Origin of the sequence: Mesorhizobium mediterraneum (assembly GCF_002284565.1) — a bacterium.
GTDB classification, from domain to species: domain Bacteria; phylum Pseudomonadota; class Alphaproteobacteria; order Rhizobiales; family Rhizobiaceae; genus Mesorhizobium; species Mesorhizobium mediterraneum.
Genome location: NZ_NPKI01000009.1, coordinates 52,541 through 79,416 on the forward strand (window position 1 = coordinate 52,541; position 26,876 = coordinate 79,416).

The following is a 26,876-nucleotide window of genomic DNA, read 5'->3' on the forward strand; positions in this document are numbered from 1 at the left end:
CCGGTTGTTTCTCCCTGCCATGATAGAGAAGCGTTTCACGAAGATCGCCAACTACGTCGCCCATCTCGCCGGTCTGCCGTCGACATTCGCCATCTGCTGCCTGATCATCATGGCCTGGGCGATAAGCGGGCCGATTTTCGGCTTTTCCGATACGTGGCAACTCGTCATCAATACCGGCACGACGATCGTCACCTTCCTGATGGTGTTCCTCATCCAGAACACCCAGAACCGCGATGGCACGGCGATTCAGACGAAACTCGACGAGTTGATCCGGGCCGGCAAAGCTCACAATACTTTTATCGGCATCGAGCATCTGACCGAATCCGAGGTCGAGGAGATCCGCAAAAAATGTGAACAGGCGGCGAAACGGCATGACCAGAAGATCGCCGATGCGGCGGTCAAGAAAGCCGCTGCGCAAAAGCGCGGCTCGAAGACACGTGCGGCGTAAGCGTCAGCTTTCCATGAACGCCGCGAAAGCGTCCTTGTGCTCCGGGTGCCAGCGCGACAGAGCAGGGCGGTTCTCGATGATGTCGCCGATCGCCCAGGCCATGCGCCTTTCGTCCACCGGCCGTGTCGCCTCGTTATCGGGGCACAGGATGTAGAAATCGCCGCGCACCAGCGAGGTCAGCATGAAGTCGATCACCTGCTCGCCTGTCCAGGCACCGGCGGGTTTTTCGGTCGCGCCCTCGGTCAGGCCGGTAAAAGTGAATCCCGGAATGAGCAGATGCGCCGCAACCTTTGCGCCAGGCTCGTTGCGCAGCGCGTGTGCCAGGCCTTCGGTGAAGGTCTTCACGCCTGATTTGGAGACGTTGTAGGCAAGGTTGCCAGGCGGCGTGGTGATGCCTTGCTTGGAGCCGGTGTTGACGATCAGGCCTGGCCTGCCGGCCGCCAGCATGCCCGGCGCAAAGGCCTCGACGCCATGGACGACGCCCCAGAAATTGATGTCCAGCAGCCGCTTCCAGGCGTCGCGGTTCTCCCAGGGTTTGCCGGGATTGTTGCCGACGCCGGCATTGTTCATCAACAAAGACACCTCGCCGAAGGCACCGAATGCCTTTTCGGCCAGCAGGTCTAGTTCGTCGGCCTTCGAGACATCGGTGGCGACAGCAAGCACCGCGTTATCGCCGGCAATCGTGGCAATGGCGCGGGCAGCCTCGTCGAGCCGCGCGCCACCGATATCGGCCAGCACGATTTTCAGGCCCATCGCCGCCAGCCGCTTGGCCGCGGCAAGGCCGATGCCGCTGGCGCTGCCGGTGATGACGGCAACGTTGCCGGAGGCTAGCGCAGGCAAAGCGGTCTGGATTTCGGCGTCGGTGGTCATGGCGATTGTCCTCGTTCAAGTTGCGCCGAACTTAACGCGGCAAGGGGCTCGCGCAAGCCCGCTTTGGCGCCCTTGGGTTGACCACATCGGCAGGCGCTGCGCATGCTGTCCTGACAAAAAGGAGATTTACCGATTGACCGACTGGATCGAGATCCTGAAAGAACAGACCGCTACCGGCGACCAGATGAGCCGCGAAGTGCCGCAAATGCTTGCCAATCCCGACATCAGCGAAGCGCAAGTGAAGACGCTGTTTTCGGCGCTCGAAAAACAGGCGGAGTTCGTCGAGAAGCTGCGCATGGCGCTGGAAAAATTCGGCCATGATTTTTCGGTGATCAAGGCGGCCGAGCGGCTGGAGGAACGCTACGCCGATCTTGCTGCCTCGGTGGCGGAAAAGCTGAAAGCGATGCGAGGCTAGGCAGACCTATTTTTCGATCTGCTTTTCGAACCGCTTGTCCGGCACGAACCAGATAATGGCAACCAGCACATAGAGCGCGACGCTGATCCATTGATTGACGAAGGTCAGCGGAATGGCGGCGATGTAGAGGACCACCGAGATCTTTTCCTTGCGGTCGGTGCCTACCGCTCTGGCGAAGGCAGTGTCGTTGCCATGCAGCCGATGCAGCATGACGACCAGAATGAAGTAGGCGGCCGCGCAAAGCGCCAGGACAACACCGTAAACGGCGACAGGCACCGGCGCGAAATGGTTTTCACCCATGAAGGCGGTGGTCACGGGCATCAACGACAGCCAGAACAGCAGATGCAGATTGGCCCACAGCACGCGGCCATCGACGCGCTGCACGGTGTGGAACATGTTGTGCAGATTGTTCCAGTAGATGCCGACATAGATGAAGGACAGCACATAGCTGAGAAAAGTGGGCCATAGAGGTGCCAGCGCGGAAAATTCCGCGCTATGCGGCACCTTCAATTCCAGCACCATGATGGTGATGATGATGGCCATGACGCCATCGGTAAATGCCTCGACCCGTCCCTTGCCCATGGATTCTCCTTACCAATGCGCTGAAGTTAAAAGATGATTTCGCGCAGCGCCACCGGCAATACCGCCAAACCTGTCAGGAGCACGTCCGAGGAGGGGAACACCTGGCCCGAAACAGGCGTTAGCGTCACGATTCCCTGACAACTGGAGGTCGAAATGATGCCATGACGCGCGATAACGAGCTCGGCGGCAGGGCGGCAATGGCCGCCGTTGCTGCCATGATCGCAGTTCTTTTCGCCGGCAGCACGGTGCTGACGCCGCTTTACGTCATCTACAAACAGGCGTTCGGCTTCTCGCAGATCACCCTTACCCTGGTCTATGCCGTTTATGTCTTGGGTAACCTGGCGGCGCTTTTGATGTTCGGGCGCGTGTCGGATGTCATCGGCCGCCGGCCGGCCGCCCTGGCGGCAATGGCGGTGGCGGTCGTCAGCGCGCTGTTTTTCCTGTTCGCCGAAAACGTCGCGTGGCTCGACATCGCCCGGATTCTGAGCGGCTTGGGAATAGGCGTCGGTGCGGGAACCGGCACCGCCTGGCTCGCCGAGCTGGTCGCTACCGACGACAAATCACGTGCCGCCATCATTGCCACCAGCACCAATTTCTTTGGTCTCGGTCTTGGTGCGCTGGCGGCGGGACTGCTTGCCGAATATGCGCCGTGGCCACTAAGGCTGACATTCGTCGTCTATCTGGCGGTTCTTGCCCTTGTCGCGGCGCTGGTCTGGCGCACGCGAGAAACCATTTCACAACCGGGAAAACTGGCCGATATCTCCATGCAGCCACGGTTCTCGGTGCCTGGTGAAATCCGCGCCGGTTTCGTGGCGCCAGCGGTAACCGGCTTCGGCGCCATGGCGCTGGTCGGTTTCTACGCGGCGCTCGCGCCGAGCATACTGGCGCAGCAGCTCCATGTGACCAACCATGCCCTGGCCGGCGCCTTGTTCTTCGAAATGGCGATCGTGGCCGCCGTCACCATATTGGTGACGACACGCCTTTCGAGCCGCAGCACCATGCTCGCGGCTTTGGCCCTGATGATCCCGACCGTCGTCCTGGTCGTGGCGATGGCCATCATGATCGCCGCGACTGCATTCTGCGGCGTCGCGGCAGCGCTCGGCTATCGTGGCGGCCTGCAAGTGGTCAACCAGATCGCGCCGGCCAGCCGCCGCGCCGAAGTGGTCTCAGCCTTCTTTATCTGCTGCTTTTGCGGCAATGCGCTGCCGGTCATCGGTATTGGCATCCTGTCGACGGTGATAAGCGCGACAATGGCAAGCCTGGCCTTTGCCGGCATGATCACGATCTTTTCCCTGGTGGCGCTCGCATTCGGAGCCAGATATGCGCGGTGAGCCGATCGTTCAGCCGTTCGGCGTCTCGGGCGAAAGATGCGCGCGCTGGCGCGGCACGCCGAGGCCGGTGTCCGGCGGCTCGCCGGCGGCCGGCCTGTCCTCGATCATGTGCATAGTGCGCCAGCGGCCGAAGCGGTAATAGGCCGCTGCCAGCGCGAGCGAGGTGATCGAGCCGACCGGAAAGCTCCACCACAGCGCTTCCTCGCCGATCACGCTTCGGAAGAAATAGGCGAAGCTGGTGCGCACCAGAAGCACCGAGATCACCAGGATGATTAGCGGCGGCATCACCGCGCCGGTGGCGCGCACCGTGGCGAAGAGCACGATGGTGACGCCGAACAGGATGAAGGACCAGGACGCGACCTTGTTGATATGGGTGGCGATGTCGATTGCGGCACTGTCGCTGCTGAGGAAGAGGCCGAGCACCGGGCGGTCGAAGACGAAAAGCAAAGCGACCAGCGCGCCGGTCAGGACGAGGTTGAAGGCAACGCCTGACATGGCGATGCGGCCGATGCGGTCCCAGCGCCCGGCGCCGACATTCTGCGCGGCCATCGAGGAGACCGCGGCGCCGATCGCCAGCGCCGGCATCTGGATGTAGGTCCAGAGCTGCGCGGCGATGCCGTAGGCGGCGGCGACCTGCGAGCCGTAGGAATTGACGATGCCCATCACCGTCAGCGCCGCGGCCGAGATCACGATCATCTGCAGGCCCATCGGCACGCCCTTGAAAACGACGATGCGCAGCAGCGCCGGGTCCGGCCGCAGCAGAGCGAGGTTGGCGCCGGCCAGCCGCAACGGATGCTTGCGCGCGTAGAGCACGACCAGGATTGCGACGACGCTCACCGTCTGTCCGATCAGCGTCGAGGTGGCCGATCCGGCGATACCGAGTTCGGGAAACGGGCCGATGCCGCGGATGAGCAGCGGGTTCAAGATGATGTCGAGCACCACAGCCAGCGCCATGAAGATGAAGGGCGTGCGCGAATCGCCGGCGCCGCGCAGCACCGTCATGACGAAGGAGAGCAGGTTCATCATCGGCACGGCGACGAAGATGATGCGCAGATAGGAGCGGGCTAGCGGCAGCGCATCGGATGGCGTGCCCAGCGCATTGAGGATGGCGTCGACCCAGATCCAGCCGCAGACCGCAAGCACCACCGAGACGGCGAAGAAGAAGGTGGCACTGGTGCCGACGATGCGCCGGGCCTCGGGCAGGTCACGCGCCGACCGATTGCGCGATCAGGATGGTCGCCGCCATGCCGATGCCAAAAACGGTGCCGAGAATGAGAAACAGCACGAGATTGGCGTTGGACGTGGCCGTCAGCGCCGATTCGCCGAGGAAGCGGCCGACCCAGACGGCGTTGACCGACCCATTGAGCGACTGCAGCACGTTGGAACCGAGCACCGGCAGGGCGAACAGCAGAAGCGTGCGCGGGATGGGGCCACTGGTGAGGTCGCCGGTCCGCCGGCGCGCGGGTATCTTCTCGTCCATGGCGGGCAGCTCGGCAAAAGACCATATGAATCAGGCCCGCGATGATATCGCAGGGTTGTTCCACATGCATCTTTTCCCAGGCTGGGAGGTGCCCAGGACTCCCGCCTGCCTGGAACAGTTATGTCGAGGCGAGGGTCGGCGTGCGTCTGATCCAGCTCTTTTATTGATTTTGCTGTCTCTCACACCCCGGTGACAAACCCGTCCAGCACGCGTTTCTGGCCGGCCTTGTCGAAGTCGATGGTCAGCTTGTTGCCGTCGATGGCCGAAATGTTGCCGTTGCCGAATTTCTGGTGGAAGACGCGGTCGCCGACACTGAAAGCGGAGGGCGTGTCAGCGACGGATTTGGCGACCAGCTCGCCGTCGATGGTCCGGCCTTTTACGCTGGTGCGGCCGGCACCATAGCCCGAGTCGGTCTCGCCATAGCCGATGCGCTCGACCTGATGGCCGGAGCGCGAGCCCCAGTTGCGGTCGGTTGCCTCGGTGCGGTTCTGTTGCGCGCGCTGCCAGCCCGGCGTCGCATAGGTGTTGGAGAAGGCGCCGGATTTCTCGGCTCCGACATTGTCGAAACGCGAGGCGCCATAGGGGTTCTGCCTTCCTGCTCCTTGGCCGCCACGGCCGGATGCGAACGAGCCGCCGCCATAGGAATTGCCGTAACCGCCATAGGAGTTGCCGCTCTCTGCGACCTCGACATGGGCTTCCGGCAGTTCGTCGAGAAAGCGCGACGGGATCGTCGATTGCCACAGGCCGTGGATGCGGCGGTTGGAGACGAACCACAAATGCAGGTTTTTCTTGGCGCGGGTCAGGCCGACATAGGCCAGGCGGCGCTCTTCCTCGAGCCCGGAGCGGCCGCCCTCGTCGAGCGCGCGCTGGTGTGGAAAAAGGCCTTCCTCCCAGCCAGGGAGAAACACGGTCTCGAATTCGAGGCCCTTGGCCGAATGCAGCGTCATGATGTTGACGGCCTCGAGCTCGGCGTTCTGCTCGGCGTCCATCACGAGTGCGACATGTTCGAGGAAGGAGCGCAGCGACTCATACTCCTCCATGGAGCGGATCAGTTCTTTCAGGTTTTCCAGCCGGCCGGGAGCTTCCACCGAGCGGTCGTTCTTCCACATATCGGTATAGCCGCTCTCCTCCAGTATGGTCTCGGCCAGCTCGGTGTGCGGCGTGGTTTCCAGCGCCTTCTGCCAGCGCTCGAAATTGGCTGATACCTCGCGCAGCGCGGCGCGCGGCTTCGGCTTCAGCTCGTCGCTTTCGGCGAGCTTGGCGGCGGCCTCCAGCATCGGGATGCGCAGCGCCCTGGCGGTATCGTGGATCTGGCGGATGGTGGCTTCGCCCAACCCGCGCTTCGGCACGTTGACGATGCGCTCGAAGGCAAGGTCGTCTGCGCCTTGCGCGACGACGCGGAAGAAGGCCAGCGCATCGCGGATTTCGAGGCGTTCGTAGAAGCGCGGGCCGCCGATGACGCGGTAGTTGAGGCCGAGCGTGACGAAACGGTCCTCGAATTCGCGCATCTGGAAGGACGCTCGGACAAGAATGGCCATGTCGTTGAGATTGTGCTTCTGCCGCTGATAGGCTTCGATGGTTTCGCCGACGGCGCGGGCTTCCTCCTCGGAATCCCAGGCGGCATGGACATGCACCTTCTCATCGTCTTCCGCGATTTTTTCGGTGAACAGCGTCTTGCCGAAGCGGCCTTCATTGTGGGCGATGAGGTGGGAGGCGGTGCCGAGGATGTGCGCGGTGGAGCGATAGTTGCGCTCCAGCCGGATGATCGTGGCGCCGGGGAAGTCCTTGTCGAAGCGCAGGATGTTGTCGACCTCGGCCCCGCGCCAGCCGTAGATGGATTGATCGTCGTCGCCGACGCAGCAAATATTAACCGTGGCCGGGCGCGGGCTTCCCTCCCCCTTGAGGGGAGGGTGGCCGGGCAAAGCCCGGCCGGGTGGGGTCCGTGCGGCAGTGCTCGACGCTCTGGCGGTGCCTTCTGCGGCAACCCCCTCCGCCCGCTTCGCGGGCACCTCCCCCTCAAGGGGGGAGGATTGTGGCCGCTGCGCCAAAAGGCGCAGCCACATGTACTGCGCGGTGTTGGTGTCCTGATACTCGTCGACGAGGATGTAGCGGAAGCGCTTATGGTATTCCTTCAGCACGTCCGGGTTGGCGCGGAAGATGCGGATCGGATGGCACAGGAGGTCGCCGAAGTCGCAGGCGTTCAGCGTCTTCAGCCGCTCCTGGTAGGCCTTGTAGAGCTCTCGGCCCTTGCCGTTGGCGAAGGCGCGGGCGTCGCCCTCGGGGATATCGGCGGGGCCCAGGCCCTTGTTTTTCCAGCCGTCGATCATCTGGGCGAACTGCTTGGCTGGCCAACGCTTGTCGTCCAGCCCTTCGGCCTGGATGAGCTGCTTGATCAGGCGCACGACATCATCGGTATCGAGGATGGTGAAGTCGGACTTGAGCCCGGCAAGTTCGGCGTGCCGGCGTAAGAGCTTCACGCCAATCGAGTGGAAGGTGCCCAGCCACGGCATGCCTTCCACATTGCCTTCGCCGATCAAGAGGCCGATGCGCTGCTTCATTTCGCGCGCGGCCTTGTTGGTGAAGGTGACGGCGAGGATCTGCGACGGGAAGGCCTTGCCGGTGGCAAGGATGTGGGCGATGCGGGTGGTCAAGACGCGCGTCTTGCCGGTGCCGGCGCCGGCCAGCACCAGAACCGGGCCTTCGGTGGTTTCCACCGCGAGCCGCTGCTCGGGGTTGAGCCCGTTCAGATAATCGGGCGCATTGTTGTGGCCGCTGCGGGCAGCCATGGCGCGCGCAGCAATGCCCGACGGGGCCACGGGCCGCGCGTTCGGTTCGTCAAAAAAAGGCATATCTTCCGAAAAGCCGGACATCTCCCCCGAATGTAGTGATTCGGCAGCGAAAGGCCAGAAGTGTCTCCGTTTTGTTCTCTGTCCAGTCCGTAGAACCACAATCTGGATGGGTCCGCGACCCAAAACGTCGAGCTTGCTGTGGGTCCACGCCTAAAACGCGGAGCTTGCTTGACAGCCACGGCGGGCCGGAGAAAGTTGTGCTCGGGGCAGGAACGCAATGCCGGGTTGCCCATAGACGCGTTGCGAAGCGCGCACCAGTCGAAGGAGCATCGTCTTGGCTGTCGTCATTACCTCCCTCATCCTTTTCCTCATCGGCCTGGCGCTTGGCGGCGGCGGCATCTGGTTAGCTTCGCTGGGCGGCAGTTGGTACTACATCATTGCCGGCATCGCCTTCCTCGTCGCTGGCTGGCTGCTCTACAGGCGCAAATCCATGGCGCTGTGGCTTTACGCGGCGATCGTCATCGGCACGCTCTGCTGGGCGGTCTGGGAAATCGGCTTCGACTGGTGGGAACTCGGTCCGCGCGGCGGCATCATCGTGCTTATCGCGTTGTGGCTATCGACGCCGTGGGCGCGGCGCGGGCTCACCGGTCCCGATGGACGCGCGCCGCTGATCCTCGCGGTGCTGGCGTCGCTTGCCGTCGCCGGCTATTCGATGACAACCGATCCAAAGGATATTGCCGGCGAACTCAATACGGATGAGGTGACGCCGACGGCCGACCTCGGCGGCAACGTGCCAGCCGGCGAATGGCACTATTACGGTCGCACGCAGTATGGCCAGCGCTATTCGCCGCTCGATCAGATCACCGCCGAGAACGTTGCCAATTTGCAGCCGGCCTGGACCTATCGCACCGGCGATGTAAAAGGGCCCGACGACGTCACTGAGACAACCTATCAGGTGACGCCGCTGAAGGTCGCCGACACGCTCTACATTTGCACACCGCACAATTTCGCCATTGCCATAGATGCCGCGAGCGGCAAGGAGAAATGGCGCTTCGATCCCCAGGTCAAGCTGGACAAGGACCGCCAGCACCAGACGTGCCGCGGCGTGTCCTATTATGCCGATGCCAAAATCGCCGCCGGCCAGCCCTGTGCAGCACGCGTCTATCTGCCGACATCCGACGCCCGGCTGATCGCGCTCGACGCCGCGAATGGCCAGGTCTGTCCCACATTTGCCGAAGGCGGCACGTTGAACCTGCTCGCCAACATGCCATATCCGAAGCCGGGCTATTATTATTCGACGTCGGCGCCGCTGATCGTCGCCAACAAGATCATCGTCGGCGGCGCGGTCAACGACAATTATTCAACGCAGGAGCCGTCCGGCGTCATCCGTGCCTTCGACGCCGACACCGGCGCCCTGATTTGGAACTGGGATTCGGGCAATCCGGACCAGACGACGCCACTGGCACAGGATCAGACCTATACCAACAACTCGCCCAACATGTGGTCGACCGCGAGCGCCGACGAGAAGCTCGGTTTGCTCTATGTGCCGCTCGGCAACAAGACGCCGGATCAGCTCGGCGCCGGGCGGAGCGCCAATGACGAGAAATTCTCCTCTTCGATCACTGCGCTCGATCTCAATACCGGCCAATTGCGGTGGGTGCGGCAGACCGTGCACCACGATCTATGGGACATGGACGTGCCGGCGCAGCCGACGCTGGTCGACATCACCACGGCTGCCGGCGTCGTGCCGGCGCTGGTCGGGCCGACCAAACAGGGCGACCTCTATGTGCTCGACCGGCGCAGCGGCGAGCCGATCGTCCCGATCAACGAAGTGCCGGCGCCGGGCGGCGCGATCGAGGGCGACCACACCTCGCCGACGCAGCCGGTTTCGGACCTGAGCTTCAATCCGAAGCCGCTGACCGGGGCCGACATGTGGGGCATCACCATGTTCGACCAGCTGGCTTGCCGGATCGAGTTCCTGAAACTGCGCTACGAGGGCCGCTACACGCCGCCGTCGCTGCAAGGCTCGCTGATCTATCCCGGCAATTTCGGCACGTTCAACTGGGGCGGCGTGGCGGTCGATCCGGTCCGGCAGGTGATGTTCGGCATGCCGACATACCTGGCGTTCATCTCCAAGCTGGTGCCGCGCGCGGACGTGCCGCCGCCGGGCGATACCAAAGGCAGCGAACAGGGCCTCAACCGCAATGAAGGTGCGCCTTATGCAGTGATATTGAAGCCGTTTCTGTCGCCGCTCGGCATCCCCTGCCAGGCACCGCCCTGGGGCTATGTCGCGGGCGCCGATCTCAGGACCGGCAAGATCGTCTACAAGCATCGCAACGGCACCGTCTACGACATGACGCCGCTGCCGCTGCCGTTCAAGGTCGGCGTGCCGGGCATCGGTGGGCCGATGATCACCGCCGGCGGCGTCGCCTTCCTCGGTGCTGCGGTCGACGACTTCTTGCGCGCCTATGATCTGACGACCGGCAGGCAGCTCTGGCAGACCCGGCTGCCGGCCGGCGGGCAGTCGACGCCGATGACCTACACGGTCGCCGATGGACGCCAGTTCGTGGTCATCGTCGCCGGCGGCCATGGCTCGGTCGGCACCAAGCCGGGGGATTATGTGATGGCCTACACGCTGCCGAAGTAGAGAGTTCTTTCAGAGGCCAGGATTGCTTTTCACGCTGCTTGCAGGCCGGCGCCGGTTGCTGCGGACCTTGACCATCGATCGCCTGGTGGCAGCGAAGGCTGCGGACCGCAGCGTCAGTAGGGCAGCGCCGGCAAGCACGAATGCGCTTACGAGGATCGGGGTGGGGAAGGTCATGCGCGTTTGTTCCTTCTTGTCAGAGCCAGCCAGCGTGGGCGACGTCACCACCAGCAGCTTTCCTTTATATTGTGGCAGGAACGTCAAGATTTGCCATCAATTACAAAAACGTGATGACGGCGTGGCGCGATCGCGTTACGGCTTTCGCGCCGAGACCAGCAGATAGGCCTTGGCGACAGCGCCGAAATAACCGGCGATGAGCCGGCAGACGATGGCGGTGCCGAGGCTGGACTTCAGGCTCATGGTGCCTTTCGCCCGTTCCGATGCCGGCCACGCGACGAGGCTGCGGCGGAAGCCGCCAAGGCAATTGTCGGTGGCGTCTTCTACCTTGACGTCCTGAAAGCCGGCCACGCCGAACAGCACTCGGTAGGAAGCAATGTCGGAGACCAGATTGGCCTTCGGCACGCCAAGGCGATCAGAGATTGTAGAGGTGAAACCCCGAAACAGGATGTCGGACAGCACCAGCACGCCGCCGGGCTTGAGCACCCGGAAGGCTTCCGCGACGAAAGCCGCACGCGTATCGAAATGGAAGGCCGCCTCGACGCAGATGATCGCGTCGAAACTCTCGTCGGCGAAGGCGAGCTTGACGGCATCCATCTGCAGCACCATTGCACCGGGAGCGTTCTGGCGCGCCGTCGCAACCTGGGCGGCGGAGATGTTGATGGCGGTGACGGCCTCCGGCGGATAGGACAGCAGCAACCGTTTCGTCGATGCGCCGAGCCCGCAGGCGACGTCGAGGATGCGGCCGTCCTTCTTCGGCAGCCGCGCCAGCAACGTGTCGACAAGCGCTTCGCTGGCTTCGCGCTGCGACGTGGCGCCCGTCGCCCAGTAACCGAAATTGTAGAATCCGCTGCCGCCGTAGTAGCGGCGCTGCTTGCTGCTCTTCATGACCCGGTCGTAGATGCGGATCATTTTCTGCTGCGCGACCATTGGCAGTTTCCTATGTCAGTGCCGGGATCACGACGAGCTCGCGGAACCGGCCGGTCGCCCGGCCCGAACGGGCAGCCTCGCCGCGCGGGCGCATGATCACCTCGACGTTGCCGATCGGCGCCAGGGTTACTCTGGTGCGGTAGGCGATCCGCGCTGCCGGCGACAGCTCCACCGAGCGCTTCGACAGGATGGTGGCCAACGCGATCTTCATCATCTGCAGGCCGAAGGTGACGCCGGGGCACATGTGGCCGCCTGCGCCGAATACCGTGTACTGGAACGGCGATGGCCGGATTGTGGCCCAGCGGTCCGGCCGAAAGCTGTCGGGATCGGGATAGAGCGATGGATCGCGGTTGATCGTCATGGCGCTGATCAAAACCAGATCGCCGCGGGTAATCGGCTCTGCGCCCAGTATCGTCGTCCTGGTCGCCCTGCGCATCTGCAAGGGCACCGGCGGGAAAAGCCGCATCGCTTCCCTGATCGTTGCGTCGAGCAGCGGCAGCGTGCCGATCCGGTTCATTGTAGCAGGCCTGCCGCCGGTTGCCGCGTCGATCTCCGCGACCAGTCCTGCCATGGCGTCCGGATGCTGGGTGAGCAGGATCACGGTCCAGGCCAGCGCGTTCTGGCAGGTGTCATAGGCAGCGCCGAAGACGAAGCTGACGATGCCGCCGATCAGTTCGACCGAGGGTGGCTTGCCCACCTCGTCGGTGTTGTTGACGAGGATCGACAGGATGTCCTGCGCGTCCTTGTTGCCGCGCTTTTCCTCCGCCCAGGAAAGGATGGCGCGTTCCTGACCCTCGGCCTCGCGGAGCCAGCGGAAGAAAGCGGGGGTGGGGACGATCCAGCTCGCCTGCATCGCCCGCGCAATCATCTCGGCGATCGGCATGGCGCGCCGGTGGTCGTCGCCGAAGAGAAGGCCGATCGCCAAATGCTTGGCCATCGTCTTTGCGGCCTCTGTCAGCGGAAAGGCGGCGCCGAGCGGCCAACTCGCGACCTGTTCAGCGGCGATCCGCGCCATCTCAGGGCTCATCGCCATGACGGCTGGTCGCTTCAGCGGCGGTGCGAAAAGTTTGCGATAGTGCTCATGACGTTCGCCGCGCAGTCTCGTCATGCCGTAGGACAGGCGTTGTGAGGCGCCCGACCTTTTGCTGGTCGCACTGATCTGGACGTTGCGCCAAGTCTCGGTATCGGACAGCATGGTTTTGTAGAGTTCGGCATCGGCGATCATGAAGACGCGGCGCGGCTTTGCCGCGGTCGAGTGCGGGTAGTCAGCGCGGATGAAGAGGCCGAAGGCGCGATGCGCGTTACGCGCTGCCGTCAGCGGCTCGGCCGCGAAACGGGCCATCAGCCCGAGCGTGCGCCATTTCCCCACTTTGTATGCCAGCATGCCCCACCCAAGCTCGACATAGCCGCAAGCTTACGGATGTCCCCTTGGACATCCTAAGGAAAACGCTCCGGCGGTCCATAGCTAATGCAGGCCGACCGACATTGTGGAGCGCGCTGCGTGCTGGGACCTCACTCATCCGTGACTGGATCATGCCGGCTTCTACCCTATGTTGCGCGGCGGGAGTATTTCCAGAAGCCGAGGAGAGCGCGCCATGACGAAACCGAGCCCTGCCAGCCCAGCCGTCACGAGACCCGCCATTACCCAGGCGATGATCGACGCCTATGATGAATACACGCATCTGACGCTCGACCGGCGGCGCTTCATGGAACAGTTGACCAGGCTTGCCGGATCAGGTGCGGCGGCCGCCGCAATCGCACCACTGCTGGCGGCGAATTCAGCCCGGGCGGCGATCGTTGCCGAGGACGATTCACGCGTGACGGGCGAGGACATCAGCTATCCCGGCAGCGGTGGCGAGATGAAGGGCTATCTGGTCAAGCCAGCCGGCCAATCCGGCAAGCTCGGCACCGTCATCGTCGTGCATGAGAACAGAGGGCTCAACCCGCATATACGCGATGTGGCGCGGCGCGTGGCGCTGGAAGGGTTCGTGGCGCTCGCCCCGGACTTCCTGTCGCCGCTCAGCGGCACGCCGGCCGACGAAGACAAGGCGCGTGACCAGTTTTCCAAGCTCGATCCGGCGCAGACCACCGCCAATGCGGTCGCAACGGTCGCTTTCCTCAAGAGCTACGCGGATGGCAACGGCAAGGTCGGCGCGGTCGGCTTCTGCTGGGGCGGCGGCACGGTGAACACACTGGCTGCCAACACGCCGGATTTGGCTGCCGCCGTCGCCTATTACGGGATGCAGCCGAAGGCCGAGGATGTGCCGAAGATCAAGGCGGCGCTGCTGCTGCATTATGCCGGGCTCGACACCCGCATCAATGCCGGTATCGACGCCTTCAAGAAGGAACTCGATGCAGCCAAGATCGAGTACACGGTCTATGTCTATGAAGGTGCCAATCATGCCTTCAACAACGACACATCCGCGGCCCGCTACGACAAGAACGCGGCGGACCTCGCCTGGGGCCGGACGAGCACCTTCCTCAGGGAAAAGCTGGCCTGATCAGACATTTGCCGGTTTGTGGAAAGCGACGCCGGCCACCACCAGCGCGATGCCGAGGCAATCGATGGGGCTGGGTATCTGGCGGAGCACAATGACGCCGATCAGCGTGGCGGTGACCGGCAGCAACGACAGCATCAGCGCGAAGCTCGATCGCGGCAGCCGCGACATGGCAAGCTGGTCGCAGATATAGGGGATGACCGACGAGCAGATGCCGACGCCGATGGCGGCGATGAGCAGTGGCGGGGCCGAGAAAGCCGGCAACGCATCGCTGAAGCCTATCGGCAGCACGATGAGGAAGGCCACCGCCATGGCGGCACCAAGGCCGGCGATGCCGTCGCCAGCGCCGGCGCGGGCGACGCGATGGCCAAGCACGATGTAGCCAACGAACAGGGCGCCGTTGAGGAAGGCCCAGAACAGGCCGATCGGGTCGCTCGACCATTTGACGTCGATCAGCAGCAAGGTGCCGATGACCGCAACGGCAAGCGCGCCGAGATTGCGCGGGCTTCTGACGCCGACCAGCGCGACACCGATGGTGCCGACGAATTCGATCGCCGCGACCAGCGAGATCGGCAACCGGTCGAGCGCCAGGTAGAAGGAGCAATTCATCACGCCCAGACAAGCACCAAAGGCCAGAAGCAACAGTCGTGTCGGCCGGTCGGCGCGGGCAAAGACCGTCCACGGCCGGGTCATTGGCGCGAAGACCAGGGCGGCCGTGACGATGCGCAGCCAGGCCATGCCGAGCACGCCGACATGCGGGAAAAGCAGCACGGCGAAAGCCGGCCCGAGATAATGGAACACGGCGCTGACACCAAACCAGACATGCGGCGGCAGCGAGGTCGCCAGCTTGCCAAAGGCAGGGCCGGCGAGGGCAGGGCTTGCCGCGGGGGCTTGCGCTGAATCATCCATTGGATCACTATCGCAGGCTTTCTTTCCGGTTTATATGGATAATGATCAACCAAAGAGACCATTGATCTTCCAATGCCAAGGATTTTTCGTTGAAACGCCTTCGAAACGAAAATGCCGACCTGGATGCGGCGGATCTGAAAATCCTGCGCCTATTGGAAAAGGATGCGCGCACCAGCACGGCTGAACTGGCGCGCTCGGTCGGCCTGTCGGCGCCGAGCGTGGCCGAGCGCATCCGGCGGCTGCAGGAGAGCGGCGTGATCGAGGCCTACACGGTGCGGATCAATCCGGCCGCGCTCGGCATGAAACTATCGGCATGGCTGCGGATCAGGCCGGTGCCCGGGCAACTGGCTGTGGTGGCCGAGATCATCCGCGATTTGCCGGAAATCGCCCAGTGCGACCGGGTGACCGGCGAGGACTGTTTCATCGCGCTGGCGCATGTCGGCTCGGTGGCCGAGCTCGAACGAGTGATCGACCGCATCATTCCGTTTGCGATGACCAACACCGCGATTATTCAGTCGTCACCGGTGGTGGCGCGTTCGCCGCTGGGAGCGCTTAAGGGGTCGGCTTGATTCTCAGGGAAGGGCAATGCTGGCCTCGGCGTGACCTCCGATCAGGCGTGCCCGCGTTTCATCCGCGCTTGCTTCAGTATGGCGCGCCAGCGGATCATGGCGAAAGGGATCGGCTCGTTGTTGTTGGCGATGTGAAAGATCTCGTTGTTGAGGTTCTTCAGTGAGCGCCAGAAGTCATAGTCGCTAATGCGTGGGTCGGCCGCTAGCCTGTCCGCCTCGACCTTGATGTCGGTTTTCATGCACGTTCCCCGAACCGCTTCCGCCCAGCCGCCCGTATCGCAACTCGATAGGGACGGTTCTCGACCGCCGTGCTGAGTCGTTCAACGCCTCAATTCGGCTTGTTCACGTTAAAACCTCGGTAAGGTTAACGGCGGTCGGGTCGCGGTTCAAGCCGGCTTACGACGAATGGCTGTCAGTCAACAGCGGATAGTGGCTTTAGGGCAACGACACGCATGAAAACAATGGCTTAGCATTGCCCTCGGAACACTTTTAACCGCGGCGCGCCTTGATACCGATCGAACGGCCGGCGCGCTCCGGCATCGGCAGCGCGGCATGAGCGGCGCGCATGGCCTCGATCTTGGCCAGCACATCGGCCGGAAAGGGCGCCACTTTCGGTCCAGACATGTCAACATGGAGCGACAGCGATTCGGAAGTGGCGGCGAGCCAGCCGTCGACATGGCGGATTTCCTGATAGGCTCTCAGCCGCTTTTCGTCGTGATCGAGGAGCTGGAAGGAGACTATGACCTTGTGGTCGAGATGCAGCTCCCTGACATAGCAGACATGGACTTCGGCCGTGTAGATGGTCAGCCGCCGCTGCTTCACATACTCCTCCATCCCCATTCCCATCATTTCGAACGCTTCGTCGGAGCAACGGTCGAACAGCACGTTATAATAGGCCATGTTGAGATGGCCGTTGTAGTCGATCCAGTCCTTCTCGATGTCCATGGGGCGGGAAACGAAAGGGGCAGGGATCGGCATCGAAGACTTCCTTGTTCTGGCGCTGGACAGGGTGTGGTTGGTGAGACTAGGCATCATCATTAAATGCATGACAAGCGTGAATGCTGGTCCATTCGCGGAGGAATCGATGGCTTTGAGCGACCTCAATCCGGTCGAGCGCAACGAAGAAGGGATTGCCGCCGTGCTTGGCATCCTCAAGCAGCGGCTCGGCGAGCGGTTCCAGACCGGCGAGGCGATTCGCGCCCAGCACGCACACACCACCACCTATATCCCGACGCAGGCGCCGGATGGCGTGGCGTTTCCGGAGACGACGGCGGAGGTGCAGGAGATCGTGTCGGCCTGCGCCGCGCACCGCGTGCCGGTGATCGCCTTCGGCGTCGGCTCCTCGCTCGAAGGCCACACCAATGCGCCGGGCGGCGGCATCTCGCTGGATACGTCGCGGATGAACCGCATCCTTGCGGTCAACCCGCAGGATCTCGACTGCACGGTCGAGCCCGGTGTGACGCGCGAGGACCTCAACCGGCACCTGCGCGACACCGGCCTGTTCTTTCCGATCGATCCGGGCGCGAATGCATCGCTCGGCGGCATGGCGGCGACGCGGGCGTCGGGCACCAATGCGGTGCGCTACGGCACGATGCGCGAGAATGTGTTGTCGCTGACGGCGGTGATGGCCGACGGCGAGACGGTGACGACCGGCAAGCGCGCGAAAAAGAGCTCGGCCGGCTATGATTTGACGCGGCTCCTGATCGGCTCTGAAGGCACGCTTGGCATCATCACCCAGCTGACCCTGAAGCTGCAGGGCATTCCACAGGCGATTTCCAGCGGCGTCTGCCCGTTTCCCAGCGTCGAGGCGGCCTGCAACGCGGTGATCGCGACGATCCAGATGGGCATTCCGGTGGCACGCATCGAACTGGTCAATGCGCTGCAGATGCGGGCGATGAAGAGCTATTCGAAGCTCGACTATCCGGAGAGCCCATGCCTGTTCGTCGAGTTCCATGGCAGCGACGCCGGCGTTGCCGAACAGGCCGAGACCTTCGGCATGATCGCGGAGGAATATAGCGGCGGCCCGTTCCTGTGGACCAGCGTCGCCGAGGAGCGGACGAAGCTGTGGAAGGCCAGGCACGACGCCTATTGGTCGTCGCTGACGCTGCGGCCGGGCGCCAAGGGCCTGTCGACCGATGTCTGCGTGCCGATCTCGCGCTTTGCCGAATGCGTCACGCAGACCGAGGCCGACATCGCTGAAATGGGACTGATCGCGCCGATCGTCGGCCATGCCGGCGACGGCAATTTCCATGTGCTGGTGCTGATGGACGTGGACGATCCCAAGGAAATCGCCGCGACGGAAGAGTTTGTCGCGCGGCTGAACATGCGGGCGATCGGCATGGATGGAACCTGCACCGGCGAGCACGGCATCGGGCAAGGCAAGGTCGGCTTCCTGCGCCACGAACTCGGCCACAGCGTCGACATCATGCGCACGATCAAGCAGGCGCTCGATCCGCAGAACATCATGAACCCTGGCAAGATACTGCCCGCGGCATAGTGACGAAAATCGAAATGGTGCTCGGCTTGACCGCACCACCATTTGGACCGAGGCTCCAAGGACATGAGGTTTTGAGGCAGGCGTCACAGACGGAGGAATGGTGTCATGGCGATTTCACGCAAGGAAGAGGCTCGGGCGCTGAGCGCCGACGAACATGCTCTCGTCGAGAAATCGCACCATCCGGCGGTGCAGGATCTTGCCGACGCCGAGCTTGCCGGCCTGGTCAAGCTGTTGCGAGAGCGGCGCGACAAGGCGCAGGGCGAGGCGCATCGCCGCCGCCGCGAGATACGCGGCAAGGGTGCGCCAAAGGGAGCCGGCGCCTCGAAGGCCGACGGTGGCTCGCAGTTGAAGCTCGAGGTTCTGGCGATGGCCATGCGGCGGCTCAATGGCGAGGCCGAACGCCGCCGCCAGTTGGCGGCGCGTGTTTCGCTGGTCGACAATGCACGCATGGCGCTGTCCATGAAGCAAGGTGCTGCGGCAGACGGTCCCGAGTTCAACACGCGTACCGCGCACAAAGGCATGCGGGCGGTGGTGAACCAGAGGGCGCCGAACCTGGTTCGGCCGATGGAACTCGGCCGGCAGCGCAAGGCGGCCAAGGTGGCGCAGGCAAAGCGCGACGCTCGCTGAGTTTCCGCGCGCCGGAAGCCGGCCGGTTTGAGAAATTGCCACTTTATCGACACGCGGATGCGGGTAGAGTGCGGCTGATTTTCAATCAACTGCTTCGGAGCTGATGCTCGCACGCCTGTTCGTGATCTTCGGTGGCCTTTTCGTGCTGGTGCTGTGTGCGGCGCTGGTGGTGCCGTATTTTATCGACTGGACGGGCTACCGTGCCGATTTCGAGCGCGAGGCGAGCGCCATTCTGGGCCGCAAGGTAACCGTTCAGGGCGATGCGACGGCGAGGCTGCTGCCGTTTCCCTCGGTGACCTTTTCGAACGTCACTGTTGCCGGCGGTCCTGCCGGCCAGCCGGCAATGACCGTCGAGACTTTTTCGATGGATGCGGAACTGGCGCCCTTCCTGAGCGGCGAAGTACTGATTTTCGACATGCGGCTGGTGCGGCCGAAGGCGACGATCGACATTGCCGCCGACGGCACGGTCGACTGGGCGATACGCCCGTCGTCGCCCTTCGATCCCGGCCAGATCTCGATCGAGAAGCTGACGGTGACGGACGGAGAGATCGCGCTGCGCCATGCCGCCGGCGGGCGCAGCCATCTCATTTCCGAGATCAATTCGACGATCTCTGCCAAATCGCTGGCCGGGCCTTGGCGGATGGACGGCTCGCTACGGCTCGACGGCCTGCGCAGCACTGTCATCGCGTCCACAGGCAGGGCCGGCGGCGACGGGCAGATGCGGCTCAGGCTCAAGGCCGATCCGGATGCCTATCCGCTGGTCGTCGAGGCCGACGGCAATGCCGGTATCGTCAACGGCGCCGCGATCTATTCGGGCCAGTTCAAGGTCGCAGGTTCTGACAAGAATAGCGCCGACAAGAGTTCGGCGCTGATTGACGGCGCGGACAGTGGGACGATAAAGGCCAGCGCCGGCAAGCCGGAGCCGGGATTCAGGCTGAACGGCAAATTCTCGCTCGACCACCGGAAGCTTGGTGTCGATGAATTCCGCTTCGAGACCGGGCCGCTCGACAATCCTTACACCGCCGACGGCAAGGCTGCCGTCGAGCTTGGGCCGAACCCTCGCTTTTCGATCGAGGCCAATGGCGCGCAGGTACAGTTCGATGAGGCGGTTGGTGCCGCGGCCGGCACTGGGCTGACGCTGTCGGCGCGTGTCGCGGCGTTGGAGCAGGCGCTGCTCGATTTGCCGAAGCCGACCATACCGGGCACCGTCGAGGTGAAGCTGCCGGCGGTGGTGGCCGGCGACACGACGGTTCGCGACGTCCGCCTTTCCGCCGAGCCGGCCGATGCCGGCTGGTCGGTGAAGTCGCTGGCCGCGACGCTGCCCGGCCGCGCTAGGCTGGAAGCAAACGGCATGCTTAGCGTCGAGGATCATTTCGGCTTCACCGGCTCGCTGCTTCTGGCCGTGGGGCAGCCTTCCGGCTTTGCCGCCTGGCTGTCGAAGGATGTCGACGAGGCGATCCGCCGGCTGCCGGCCGCCGGCTTCAAGGCCAAGGTCGACCTGACCGGCAAGCGCCAGGCCTTCAGCGACCTCGAGCTCGTTCTCGGCAAGGCGAAATTTTCGGGCCGCATCGATTCCAGCCAGCCCGACGATGCCAGGCCGTCGGTGCTGATGCGGCTCGAAGGTGGCGAGCTCGATGTCGACGGCCTCGCCGCCTTCGCCTCGATCTTCATCAGCGACAAGGGTGCCAACCGTTTTTCCGACCGCGACCTCGATTTCCAGATCAAGGCTGGGCCGGTCAATGCCGGCGGGTTGACCGCCGATACGGTCGATACGGCGCTGAGATTGCGCGACGGTCTGCTCGAAATCGACCGGCTCTCGGTTGGCGGGCTTGCCGGCGCCTCGATCAGCGCCACCGGCCGGATCAAGGATTTCCCAGCGAGCCCGACCGGCAAGCTCGATGCCTCCGTGGTCGCCGTCGACCTCAAGCCGTTGGTCGATGTCGCGGCGCAGCACTATCCGGGCAACGCCGTGCTGAAGGGGCTGGCAGCGCGTGGGGCGGCCTATCCCGAGCTGTTCCAGGATGCGCGGGTCGATCTGGTGACGAGTGCCGCCGCCAATGGCGATGGCACGACGGGACTGGCGGTCAGCGCGCAAGGCAAGGCAGGCGGCTCGGCGTTTTCGGCGTCGCTGTCCGGCAAAGGAGTAGCCGATCGGCTTTTCGAGGCACCGGTGTCGCTGACGTTCAACGCCAGGAATGCCGACGCAACCGCGCTTCTAGCGCTTTACGGCCTGCCGGCGCTGCCGCTCGGCATGGTTGGCGAGGCGACCACCGACGTCTCGGCAAGAGGCACGCTTGGCGGCGGCATGATGACGAGCTTCAGCCTCGCCGGCGACGACTTCAAAGCCGGCTTCGACGGGACGGTCGCCGGCACGCCACAAGGCCCCACCGCCAAGGGCAAGGTCAGCCTGGAAGCTTCCGACATCGAGCCTTGGCTGATGACGACAGGCGTCGGCTTGCCGAGCATGGGGACAGGCATGTCGACGTGGCTTGCGGCCGACGCCGACTTCGGCAATGGCCTTCTGGTGTTGTCCGGCCTCAGCGGCGCCATCAACGAGGCGGCGGTTTCAGGTGACGTCAATGTCGACGTCAAGGACGGGGTGCCGCATCTTGCTGGCGCGCTGGCGCTCGATGAACTGGATCTCGATCCGATGGCGGTGGCATTGTTTGGCGACCAGGCCTTGCTGAGCACCGGTGGGGCTTGGCCGACCGCCCCATTCGGCCGGAAGTCCAGCCTGCCGTTCACCGCCGAACTCGACCTGACCACGGCATCGCTGGTCGCCGGCCCGTTTGCCACAGCTTATGACGCGGCGCTTTCGCTGAAGCTCGACCAGGAAGGCATCCGCGTCTCGGACCTCAAGGCAAAGTTCTCCGGCGGTGCGCTTTCCGGGCTATTCGAGCTGAAGAACAATGACGGCACCGGGCTTTTCTCCGGCCAGATGAAACTTGCCGGGGCCGATCTGGCCACCGTAGTGCCACAGGCCGGCATCAGCGGAAGCGGCGATTTCTCGGCGACGCTTTCGACCAGCGGCAAATCGGTCGATGCGATGATTGCGGCGCTGTCCGGTTCCGGCACGGCGGCGCTGAAGGGCTTGACTGTTGCCGGCGTCAATCCTGACGCCTTTGGCGCCTTCATCGCCAAGGCCGACGCGATCGGGCGCGATATCGATGCGGCCAAGACCGCCGGTTTCGCGCCGCAGATCGCCGCAAACGGCAGTTTTCCGGCTGGGGATACGGACATTGCCTTCACAATTGCCGGCGGCACGCTGAGGGCACCGCCGGTCAATCTTGAAAATCCGGCGGCGACGCTGTCCGCCGACATCACGGCGGACCTGAATGCCAGCACGGTCGCCACCAGTGGTTCGATCACTTATCGGCCCGGCGACGAAGCGCTGGTCGGCTCCGATCCGACTGTGAATTTCAGCGTCGATGGGCCGTTTGGCGCCGCGAAGCGGCAATTCGACAGTGAGCCGCTGGCGCAGTTTCTGACCCAGCGCGCACTTGAAAAGGAGCAGCAGCGGGTCGAGGCCATGCAGGCGGCACTGCTTGAAAAACAGCGGTTGCGGCGCGAGGTGCGCTACTACGCGGCCCTGCAGGCCGAGCGTGACAGGGCAGCCGAGGAATTGCGCAAGCAGCAGGAAGCGGCGCGGCTGCAAGCCGAGGCAGATGCGAGGGCGAAGGCTGAAGCCGAGGCAAAGGCTCAAGCCGAGGCAAAGGCTCAGGCCGAAGCAGAGGCGAAGGCCAGGGCGGATGCGCAGGCGAAAGCTGAAGCCGAGGCAAAGGCGCGGGCTGAAGTGGAAGCGAGAGCCAAGGCGGATGCGCAGGCGAGGGCTGAAGCGGAGGCCAAAGCCAAGACCGAGGCGGATGCCAAGGCGAAGGCTGAAGCCGAAGTGAAGGCTAAGGCGGCGCAAAAAGCGGCGGACGAGGCGGCGAAGGCCGAAGAACAGCAACGCCGGAAGGCGGAAGAGGCGATGCGGATCGCTTCGGAAGAAAAGGCCAAACTCGACGCCGAACGCAGGGTCGCCGCCGAACGTAGGGCCGCCGCGGCGCGGGCGCAGAAAGTGGAGCGCGCGCCTCACCCGCCGCCGGCCAATGACAACCCACCGCCAGCAGAATTCGCGCCAAAACCCAAGCTTGAACCTTCGTCGATCGACAGTCTGCTGAAGTCGCTGGGCGGGGGGTAGATCTACCTACAAAGAACCTTTCATCCCTCGCTTTGCCCAATCCAGGACGTAGAGCCTGAGTGCCGATGACAGGTTGGCATCGCGCGGCCGGGCCTCGTCGATTTCGGCGACGAGGGCGGCGAGCGTCAGTTTGCGCGCTGCCGCAATGGCGACGAGATCGTCGAAAAACGGCTTTTCGAGCGAATAGCTGGTGCGATGGCCGCGTATGGTCACCGAGCGTTTCTCGACCGGGCTCACCGGGCGTGACTCACTTCACTTCAAGCATCGGATTTGTCCGAAAACCGCGGCGCACTTTTCGGTCCGATGTTGGGGGAATCCGGATCGCTCGAGGTTTTGCGGCGATGGCCGGCGACGAATTTCTCTGCCTTGTCGGCGATCAGACGGTCACGCTCCCGGTCGGCCTTGGAACGGCCGTGCAGCGTCCGGTTCTGTTCGGCCAGGCGCTCCTTGTCGGCTCGTGCCTTCTGCTTGCGGGCCTGGCGGAGGTTGACGATGTCGGCCATGTAGCGCGGCCCGTCGGATCACTTCTTACGGAAGGCGTCGAGCGAAACCACCTCGGCGCCCTTGGCGGCGGCGTCGGCCGCGGCAGGCTTCTTTTCGGCCTCAGTGGTCTTCTTCTTCTCAGGCTTTTTCTCGGCGACGATGGCCAGTGGTTCGGAAGCGGGCTGGCCGGCCAATTCCTCATCCGCCGAGGTCTCCGTCTTCACGTCGAATTCGAGCTCGAAATTGACGGACGGGTCGTAAAAGCCGCGCACGGCCGAGAACGGGATTTCCAGTTTTTCCGGCACGTCGGAGAAGGACAGCCCGACCTCGAAGCCGGTGTCGGTCACCTTCAGGTCCCAATACTGGAACTGGATGACGATGGTCATCTGTTCGGGATAGCGCTCGCGCAAGCGGGAAGACACGCGCACGCCCGGGGCGCCGGTCAGGAAAGTGATGAAGAAATGATGGTTGCCGGGAAGGCCGGTGCGCGCGACCTCGGCCAGGACCTTGCGCATGACGCCGCGCAATGCCTCCTGGGCCAGAATGTCGTAGCGGATGTGGTCGTCGGCCATGTGGCTGTCGGGTTCCATTGAATCGTCTGCATAGCTGTAATCAAGCTTGAGCGCGGCGTAAACCGGATATAGACGCCGGGAGGGCAGATGCGAGAGGGCATGCCTCAGATTTGATCGCTCATGCGCCAGCGAGTGCGCTGTGCTTTTGCGCATCGGCAGCCGGCTGCCGCTTGCCGAAGGCGCGCAGGAAGGTGCGCACGCCGTGTGTCGCCGATTGCAGCACCTCGTCGTCATCAGGCGTGCCGCCGAGCATGAAGGTCGTCTGCAATTCGGCATTGGCAAGAGCCAGGAACTGGCGTGCCGCGACATCAGGGTCATCGATGTCGAGGAAACCGGCATGGGCGAGGCGGGCGAAGCGGGCGGCGATCGCTGGCCATGTCCTGCCCGGTCCCTGTTCTCGCCATTCGGCGAAGAGCTCGGGATAGCGCTCGCCCTCGGTCTGGATCAGCTTGCGCAGGAATTTTCCATCGCGGTTGCAGACACAGTTGCGGTTCATGCGCACGGCGAAGGCGATCAGATCGGCCTCGAGGTCCTTGGGCTGGTCGGGAAAGGTGGAAATGGTGGCGAAGATGCCGGCATTGCAACGCTCGGTGAGGTCGCGGACGATGGCGACGAAGAGTTTCTCCTTGTCGCCATGGTGGTTGTAGATCGTCTGGCGCGAAACGCCGGCCTCGGCGGCGATCATGTCGATGTTGGCGCCGGCGAAGCTTTCGCGGCAGAACACCTCGCCGGCAGCCTCCATGATGGAGATGCGCTTGGCCTCGTGGCCGCGTGGCGGGATGGTGTCAGGAGAAGCGTTGGCTTTCATAAAAACTATATAGAGGTGATTGACGAATTAGACAAGAGTGTCTAAATTTATGGACTTAGATTGAAGAGGTTTCCCTCCGCAGAAGAAGTCGGAATTCCATGGGATGGAACGTCCTAGGATTACACGCCGGTCGGCGGCAAACCAGATTTGAAAGAACCTGCTATCATGAATCCCCAATTCCTCCGCATCGCGGTCGTGCTCGGCCTGTTGTCCGCGATCGGTCCGTTCGCCATCGACATGTATCTTCCGGCGCTGCCTTCGATCGGCGCGGATCTGCAGGCCAGCACCGCTGCCGTGCAGATGAGTTTGCTGATCTTCTTTCTGTCCATGGGCTTTGGCCAGATCGTCGTCGGACCGATCTCCGACATGGTCGGGCGCAAGCTGCCGCTCTATGGCGGCCTCGCACTGTTCATGGTCGGCGGCGTCGGCTCGGCGCTGGCGCCCTCTGTCGAATGGCTGATCGCCTTCCGTTTCCTGCAAGGGCTCGGCGCCAGCGCAGGCATGGCGGTGCCGCGCGCCATCGTGCGTGACCTGCATACCGGCACCGACGCTGCCAAGCTGATGTCGCTCTTGATGCTGGTGTTTTCGGTGTCGCCGATCCTGGCGCCGCTGACCGGTAGCGTTATCATCGAGAATTTCGGCTGGCGTGCCGTGTTCTGGACGGTGACGGGTGGGGCGGTGCTCGCCACCATCCTGCTGGCGACCTCGCTCAAGGAGACGCGGCCGGTCGAGGCGCGCGCAGGCAGTTCGTTTGGCACCGCGCTCTCCGCCTATCGCTTCCTGATGGGCGACCGCAACTTCCTTGGCCTGGCGTCTATCGGCGGCTTCGGGATCGCCAGCTTCTTCGTCTATCTATCGAGCTCCTCTTTCATCCTGATCGACCATTACGGGCTATCGCCGTCGGTCTACAGCGTGTTCTTCTCGATCAACGCGGTCGCCTTCATCGGCATGTCGCAGTTGACGGGGGTGCTGTCGGAACGGTTCGGGCTAAGGCCCGTGGTGCGGGTCGCGGTGGTCGGCTATGCGACGACGATGGTGGTCCTGTTCGCCGTGATGGCGTCCGGCGTCGACCGGCTCGACGTGATGGCGGCGCTGCTGTTCGTCGGCTACGGGTTCCTCGGCCTGGTGATCCCGACGACTTCGGTGCTGGCCATGGAAGAGCATGGCGCGATCGCCGGCACGGCCTCGGCGCTGATGGGCACGCTGCACTTCGCCATCGGTGCGGTCGCCATGGGCATCGCCGGGGTGTTCTTCGACGGCACACCGCTGCCGATGGTGGCCGGCATCACGCTTTGCGCGGTGATCTCCTTCACGCTGGCCAAGGTGACGCTCGGTCGTGGTCGAGAGGTTGTCGAAGCGCCCGCCGAATAAAGCAATCGCTATCGACGACAGAAAAAGGCCGGTCATTCCCGGCCTTTTTAACGTCTGAGATCAAGCTACAAGCCTGCCTCGGCGAAGATAAATCGGAGTCGCGCCTCGACCGGCGCCAAGGGCAACGGGATCAGCTCGTAGCCCAATTCCGTGTAGACACTGGTGAGCGCATGATAGGTGCGTTCGGCCTCGTCGAGGGTCTGCTTTCGCTCGCTGTCCTGCCGAAAGATCTCCGGCCAAGGTGGTGCGATGAAGACATGACTGGCGTAGCGGAAGCGTTCGGCGGCATTCCTGACGTGGCCGGGCACCGGCAGGCCAGTTAGCCTGATATAGCCAAGGGTGTCCGGCACGCCGCGATCGAAGAAGACGGGGCCGTTCTGTTCGAGCGCTGCGTGATACGAACGCATTTCCCAGGACAGCATCAGTTCGGCGAACAGTGCCGGATCTTGCCAGGGCAGGGCAAGGCCGCCTATCGCCGATTGGTCGCGGATAATGCTGCGTCCGGCTTCGGGCGAGGTGGCGAGGCCGGCCGTCCGCAAGGCTTCGATCAATGTGGTCTTGCCGGAACCCGGACCGCCGGTCAGCACGAAGAATCGATCGGAATCGTTTTGCATTCTTTTGGTCCTTTGGATGAATGCGGCAGCCCGCACTTGCCAGCAAGACAGCTTCGCGACGGGGCGCAGCAAGAAGCGC

General features: G+C 63.6%; 24 protein-coding genes and 1 pseudogene. 10 read left to right on the top strand and 15 right to left on the bottom strand.

The genetic code is table 11. The annotated features are described in order from the left end of the window. The first annotated feature begins 19 nt into the window (after window positions 1-19). Entirely contained in the window at window positions 20-448 is a 429-nt protein-coding gene (locus tag CIT25_RS04425; RefSeq protein WP_164897887.1) for a low affinity iron permease family protein, read from the top strand. A 3-nt stretch (window positions 449-451) separates the two neighbouring features. Here CIT25_RS04425 and CIT25_RS04430 read toward each other — a convergent pair whose 3' ends face one another. Next, entirely contained in the window at window positions 452-1,318 is an 867-nt protein-coding gene (locus CIT25_RS04430) for an SDR family NAD(P)-dependent oxidoreductase (protein WP_095483355.1), read from the bottom strand. A 133-nt stretch (window positions 1,319-1,451) separates the two neighbouring features. Between CIT25_RS04430 and CIT25_RS04435 the strand changes: the two genes are divergently transcribed. After that, on the top strand, window positions 1,452-1,733 hold the full coding sequence (locus CIT25_RS04435) for a hypothetical protein (RefSeq protein WP_029351415.1): 282 nt from the start codon (window positions 1,452-1,454) through the stop codon (window positions 1,731-1,733). Window positions 1,734-1,739: 6 nt separating this feature from the next. On the opposite strand, the gene CIT25_RS04440 is transcribed toward CIT25_RS04435, so the two are convergent. Next, window positions 1,740-2,315 (bottom strand): TMEM175 family protein, encoded by a 576-nt coding sequence (locus CIT25_RS04440; protein ID WP_095483356.1) that lies wholly within the window; start codon window positions 2,313-2,315, stop codon window positions 1,740-1,742. A 161-nt stretch (window positions 2,316-2,476) separates the two neighbouring features. Here CIT25_RS04440 and CIT25_RS04445 point away from each other — a divergent pair, with 161 nt between their 5' ends. Beyond that, the gene (locus CIT25_RS04445) at window positions 2,477-3,646 is read left to right on the top strand and encodes an MFS transporter (protein ID WP_095483357.1); all 1,170 of its coding nucleotides are present in this window, start codon (window positions 2,477-2,479) and stop codon (window positions 3,644-3,646) included. Between the two features lie 9 nt (window positions 3,647-3,655). On the opposite strand, the pseudogene CIT25_RS04450 reads toward CIT25_RS04445, so the two are convergent. Continuing rightward, window positions 3,656-5,126: pseudogene (locus CIT25_RS04450) on the bottom strand (MATE family efflux transporter). Window positions 5,127-5,305: 179 nt separating this feature from the next. Further along, window positions 5,306-7,996 (bottom strand): ATP-dependent helicase, encoded by a 2,691-nt coding sequence (locus CIT25_RS04455; RefSeq protein WP_095483358.1) that lies wholly within the window; start codon window positions 7,994-7,996, stop codon window positions 5,306-5,308. Window positions 7,997-8,249: 253 nt separating this feature from the next. Here CIT25_RS04455 and CIT25_RS04460 point away from each other — a divergent pair, with 253 nt between their 5' ends. Beyond that, window positions 8,250-10,562, top strand: a complete 2,313-nt coding sequence (locus CIT25_RS04460; protein ID WP_095483359.1) for a glucose/quinate/shikimate family membrane-bound PQQ-dependent dehydrogenase — start codon at window positions 8,250-8,252, stop codon at window positions 10,560-10,562. 9 nt (window positions 10,563-10,571) lie between these two features. Here CIT25_RS04460 and CIT25_RS04465 read toward each other — a convergent pair whose 3' ends face one another. Genes CIT25_RS04465 through CIT25_RS04475 form a run of 3 tightly spaced genes read right to left on the bottom strand, consistent with a single transcriptional unit; the run spans window position 10,572 to window position 13,050 of the window. Beyond that, window positions 10,572-10,823: a hypothetical protein gene (locus CIT25_RS04465; RefSeq protein ID WP_101954435.1), complete on the bottom strand. Its 252-nt coding sequence runs from the start codon at window positions 10,821-10,823 to the stop codon at window positions 10,572-10,574. A gap of 48 nt (window positions 10,824-10,871) precedes the next feature. After that, window positions 10,872-11,666: an SAM-dependent methyltransferase gene (locus tag CIT25_RS04470; RefSeq protein ID WP_095483360.1), complete on the bottom strand. Its 795-nt coding sequence runs from the start codon at window positions 11,664-11,666 to the stop codon at window positions 10,872-10,874. A gap of 10 nt (window positions 11,667-11,676) precedes the next feature. Further along, window positions 11,677-13,050, bottom strand: a complete 1,374-nt coding sequence (locus CIT25_RS04475) for a cytochrome P450 (protein ID WP_095483361.1) — start codon at window positions 13,048-13,050, stop codon at window positions 11,677-11,679. A 211-nt stretch (window positions 13,051-13,261) separates the two neighbouring features. Here CIT25_RS04475 and CIT25_RS04480 point away from each other — a divergent pair, with 211 nt between their 5' ends. Continuing rightward, the gene (locus tag CIT25_RS04480) at window positions 13,262-14,167 is read left to right on the top strand and encodes a dienelactone hydrolase family protein (RefSeq protein ID WP_095483362.1); all 906 of its coding nucleotides are present in this window, start codon (window positions 13,262-13,264) and stop codon (window positions 14,165-14,167) included. Here the strand turns inward: CIT25_RS04480 and CIT25_RS04485 are convergent, their stop codons facing one another. After that, on the bottom strand, window positions 14,168-15,073 hold the full coding sequence (locus CIT25_RS04485) for an EamA family transporter (RefSeq protein ID WP_095483363.1): 906 nt from the start codon (window positions 15,071-15,073) through the stop codon (window positions 14,168-14,170). It abuts the gene before it with no gap. Window positions 15,074-15,162: 89 nt separating this feature from the next. Here CIT25_RS04485 and CIT25_RS04490 point away from each other — a divergent pair, with 89 nt between their 5' ends. Further along, the gene (locus tag CIT25_RS04490; RefSeq protein WP_095483364.1) at window positions 15,163-15,642 is read left to right on the top strand and encodes an Lrp/AsnC family transcriptional regulator; all 480 of its coding nucleotides are present in this window, start codon (window positions 15,163-15,165) and stop codon (window positions 15,640-15,642) included. Window positions 15,643-15,683: 41 nt separating this feature from the next. On the opposite strand, the gene CIT25_RS04495 is transcribed toward CIT25_RS04490, so the two are convergent. Next, window positions 15,684-15,881, bottom strand: a complete 198-nt coding sequence (locus CIT25_RS04495) for a hypothetical protein (protein ID WP_006335908.1) — start codon at window positions 15,879-15,881, stop codon at window positions 15,684-15,686. Window positions 15,882-16,131: 250 nt separating this feature from the next. Beyond that, on the bottom strand, window positions 16,132-16,620 hold the full coding sequence (locus tag CIT25_RS04500) for a thioesterase family protein (protein WP_095483365.1): 489 nt from the start codon (window positions 16,618-16,620) through the stop codon (window positions 16,132-16,134). 106 nt (window positions 16,621-16,726) lie between these two features. On the opposite strand from CIT25_RS04500, the gene CIT25_RS04505 reads away from it, so the two are divergent. The 3 genes from CIT25_RS04505 to CIT25_RS04515 all read left to right on the top strand — a co-directional run bounded on the left by CIT25_RS04505 (window position 16,727) and on the right by CIT25_RS04515 (window position 22,949). Next, window positions 16,727-18,139 carry an FAD-binding oxidoreductase gene (locus tag CIT25_RS04505; protein ID WP_095483481.1) on the top strand — a complete coding sequence of 471 codons (1,413 nt, stop codon included), beginning with the start codon at window positions 16,727-16,729 and terminating at the stop codon, window positions 18,137-18,139. 105 nt (window positions 18,140-18,244) lie between these two features. Beyond that, the gene (locus tag CIT25_RS04510) at window positions 18,245-18,766 is read left to right on the top strand and encodes a hypothetical protein (protein ID WP_095483366.1); all 522 of its coding nucleotides are present in this window, start codon (window positions 18,245-18,247) and stop codon (window positions 18,764-18,766) included. 103 nt (window positions 18,767-18,869) lie between these two features. After that, window positions 18,870-22,949 (top strand): AsmA family protein, encoded by a 4,080-nt coding sequence (locus tag CIT25_RS04515; RefSeq protein WP_095483367.1) that lies wholly within the window; start codon window positions 18,870-18,872, stop codon window positions 22,947-22,949. Window positions 22,950-22,955: 6 nt separating this feature from the next. On the opposite strand, the gene CIT25_RS04520 is transcribed toward CIT25_RS04515, so the two are convergent. The 4 genes from CIT25_RS04520 to CIT25_RS04535 all read right to left on the bottom strand — a co-directional run bounded on the left by CIT25_RS04520 (window position 22,956) and on the right by CIT25_RS04535 (window position 24,812). Continuing rightward, entirely contained in the window at window positions 22,956-23,186 is a 231-nt protein-coding gene (locus CIT25_RS04520; protein WP_095483368.1) for a ribbon-helix-helix domain-containing protein, read from the bottom strand. Between the two features lie 20 nt (window positions 23,187-23,206). Next, window positions 23,207-23,452: a DUF4169 family protein gene (locus CIT25_RS04525; RefSeq protein ID WP_095483369.1), complete on the bottom strand. Its 246-nt coding sequence runs from the start codon at window positions 23,450-23,452 to the stop codon at window positions 23,207-23,209. A gap of 18 nt (window positions 23,453-23,470) precedes the next feature. Then, window positions 23,471-24,004, bottom strand: coding sequence for an SspB family protein (locus tag CIT25_RS04530; RefSeq protein ID WP_095483482.1), 534 nt, complete (start codon window positions 24,002-24,004; stop codon window positions 23,471-23,473). Window positions 24,005-24,122: 118 nt separating this feature from the next. Beyond that, window positions 24,123-24,812: a TetR/AcrR family transcriptional regulator gene (locus CIT25_RS04535; protein WP_095483370.1), complete on the bottom strand. Its 690-nt coding sequence runs from the start codon at window positions 24,810-24,812 to the stop codon at window positions 24,123-24,125. Between the two features lie 165 nt (window positions 24,813-24,977). Between CIT25_RS04535 and CIT25_RS04540 the strand changes: the two genes are divergently transcribed. Further along, window positions 24,978-26,183: a multidrug effflux MFS transporter gene (locus CIT25_RS04540; protein ID WP_095483371.1), complete on the top strand. Its 1,206-nt coding sequence runs from the start codon at window positions 24,978-24,980 to the stop codon at window positions 26,181-26,183. A 65-nt stretch (window positions 26,184-26,248) separates the two neighbouring features. On the opposite strand, the gene CIT25_RS04545 is transcribed toward CIT25_RS04540, so the two are convergent. Next, entirely contained in the window at window positions 26,249-26,797 is a 549-nt protein-coding gene (locus CIT25_RS04545) for an AAA family ATPase (RefSeq protein WP_095483372.1), read from the bottom strand. Window positions 26,798-26,876: the final 79 nt, after the last annotated feature.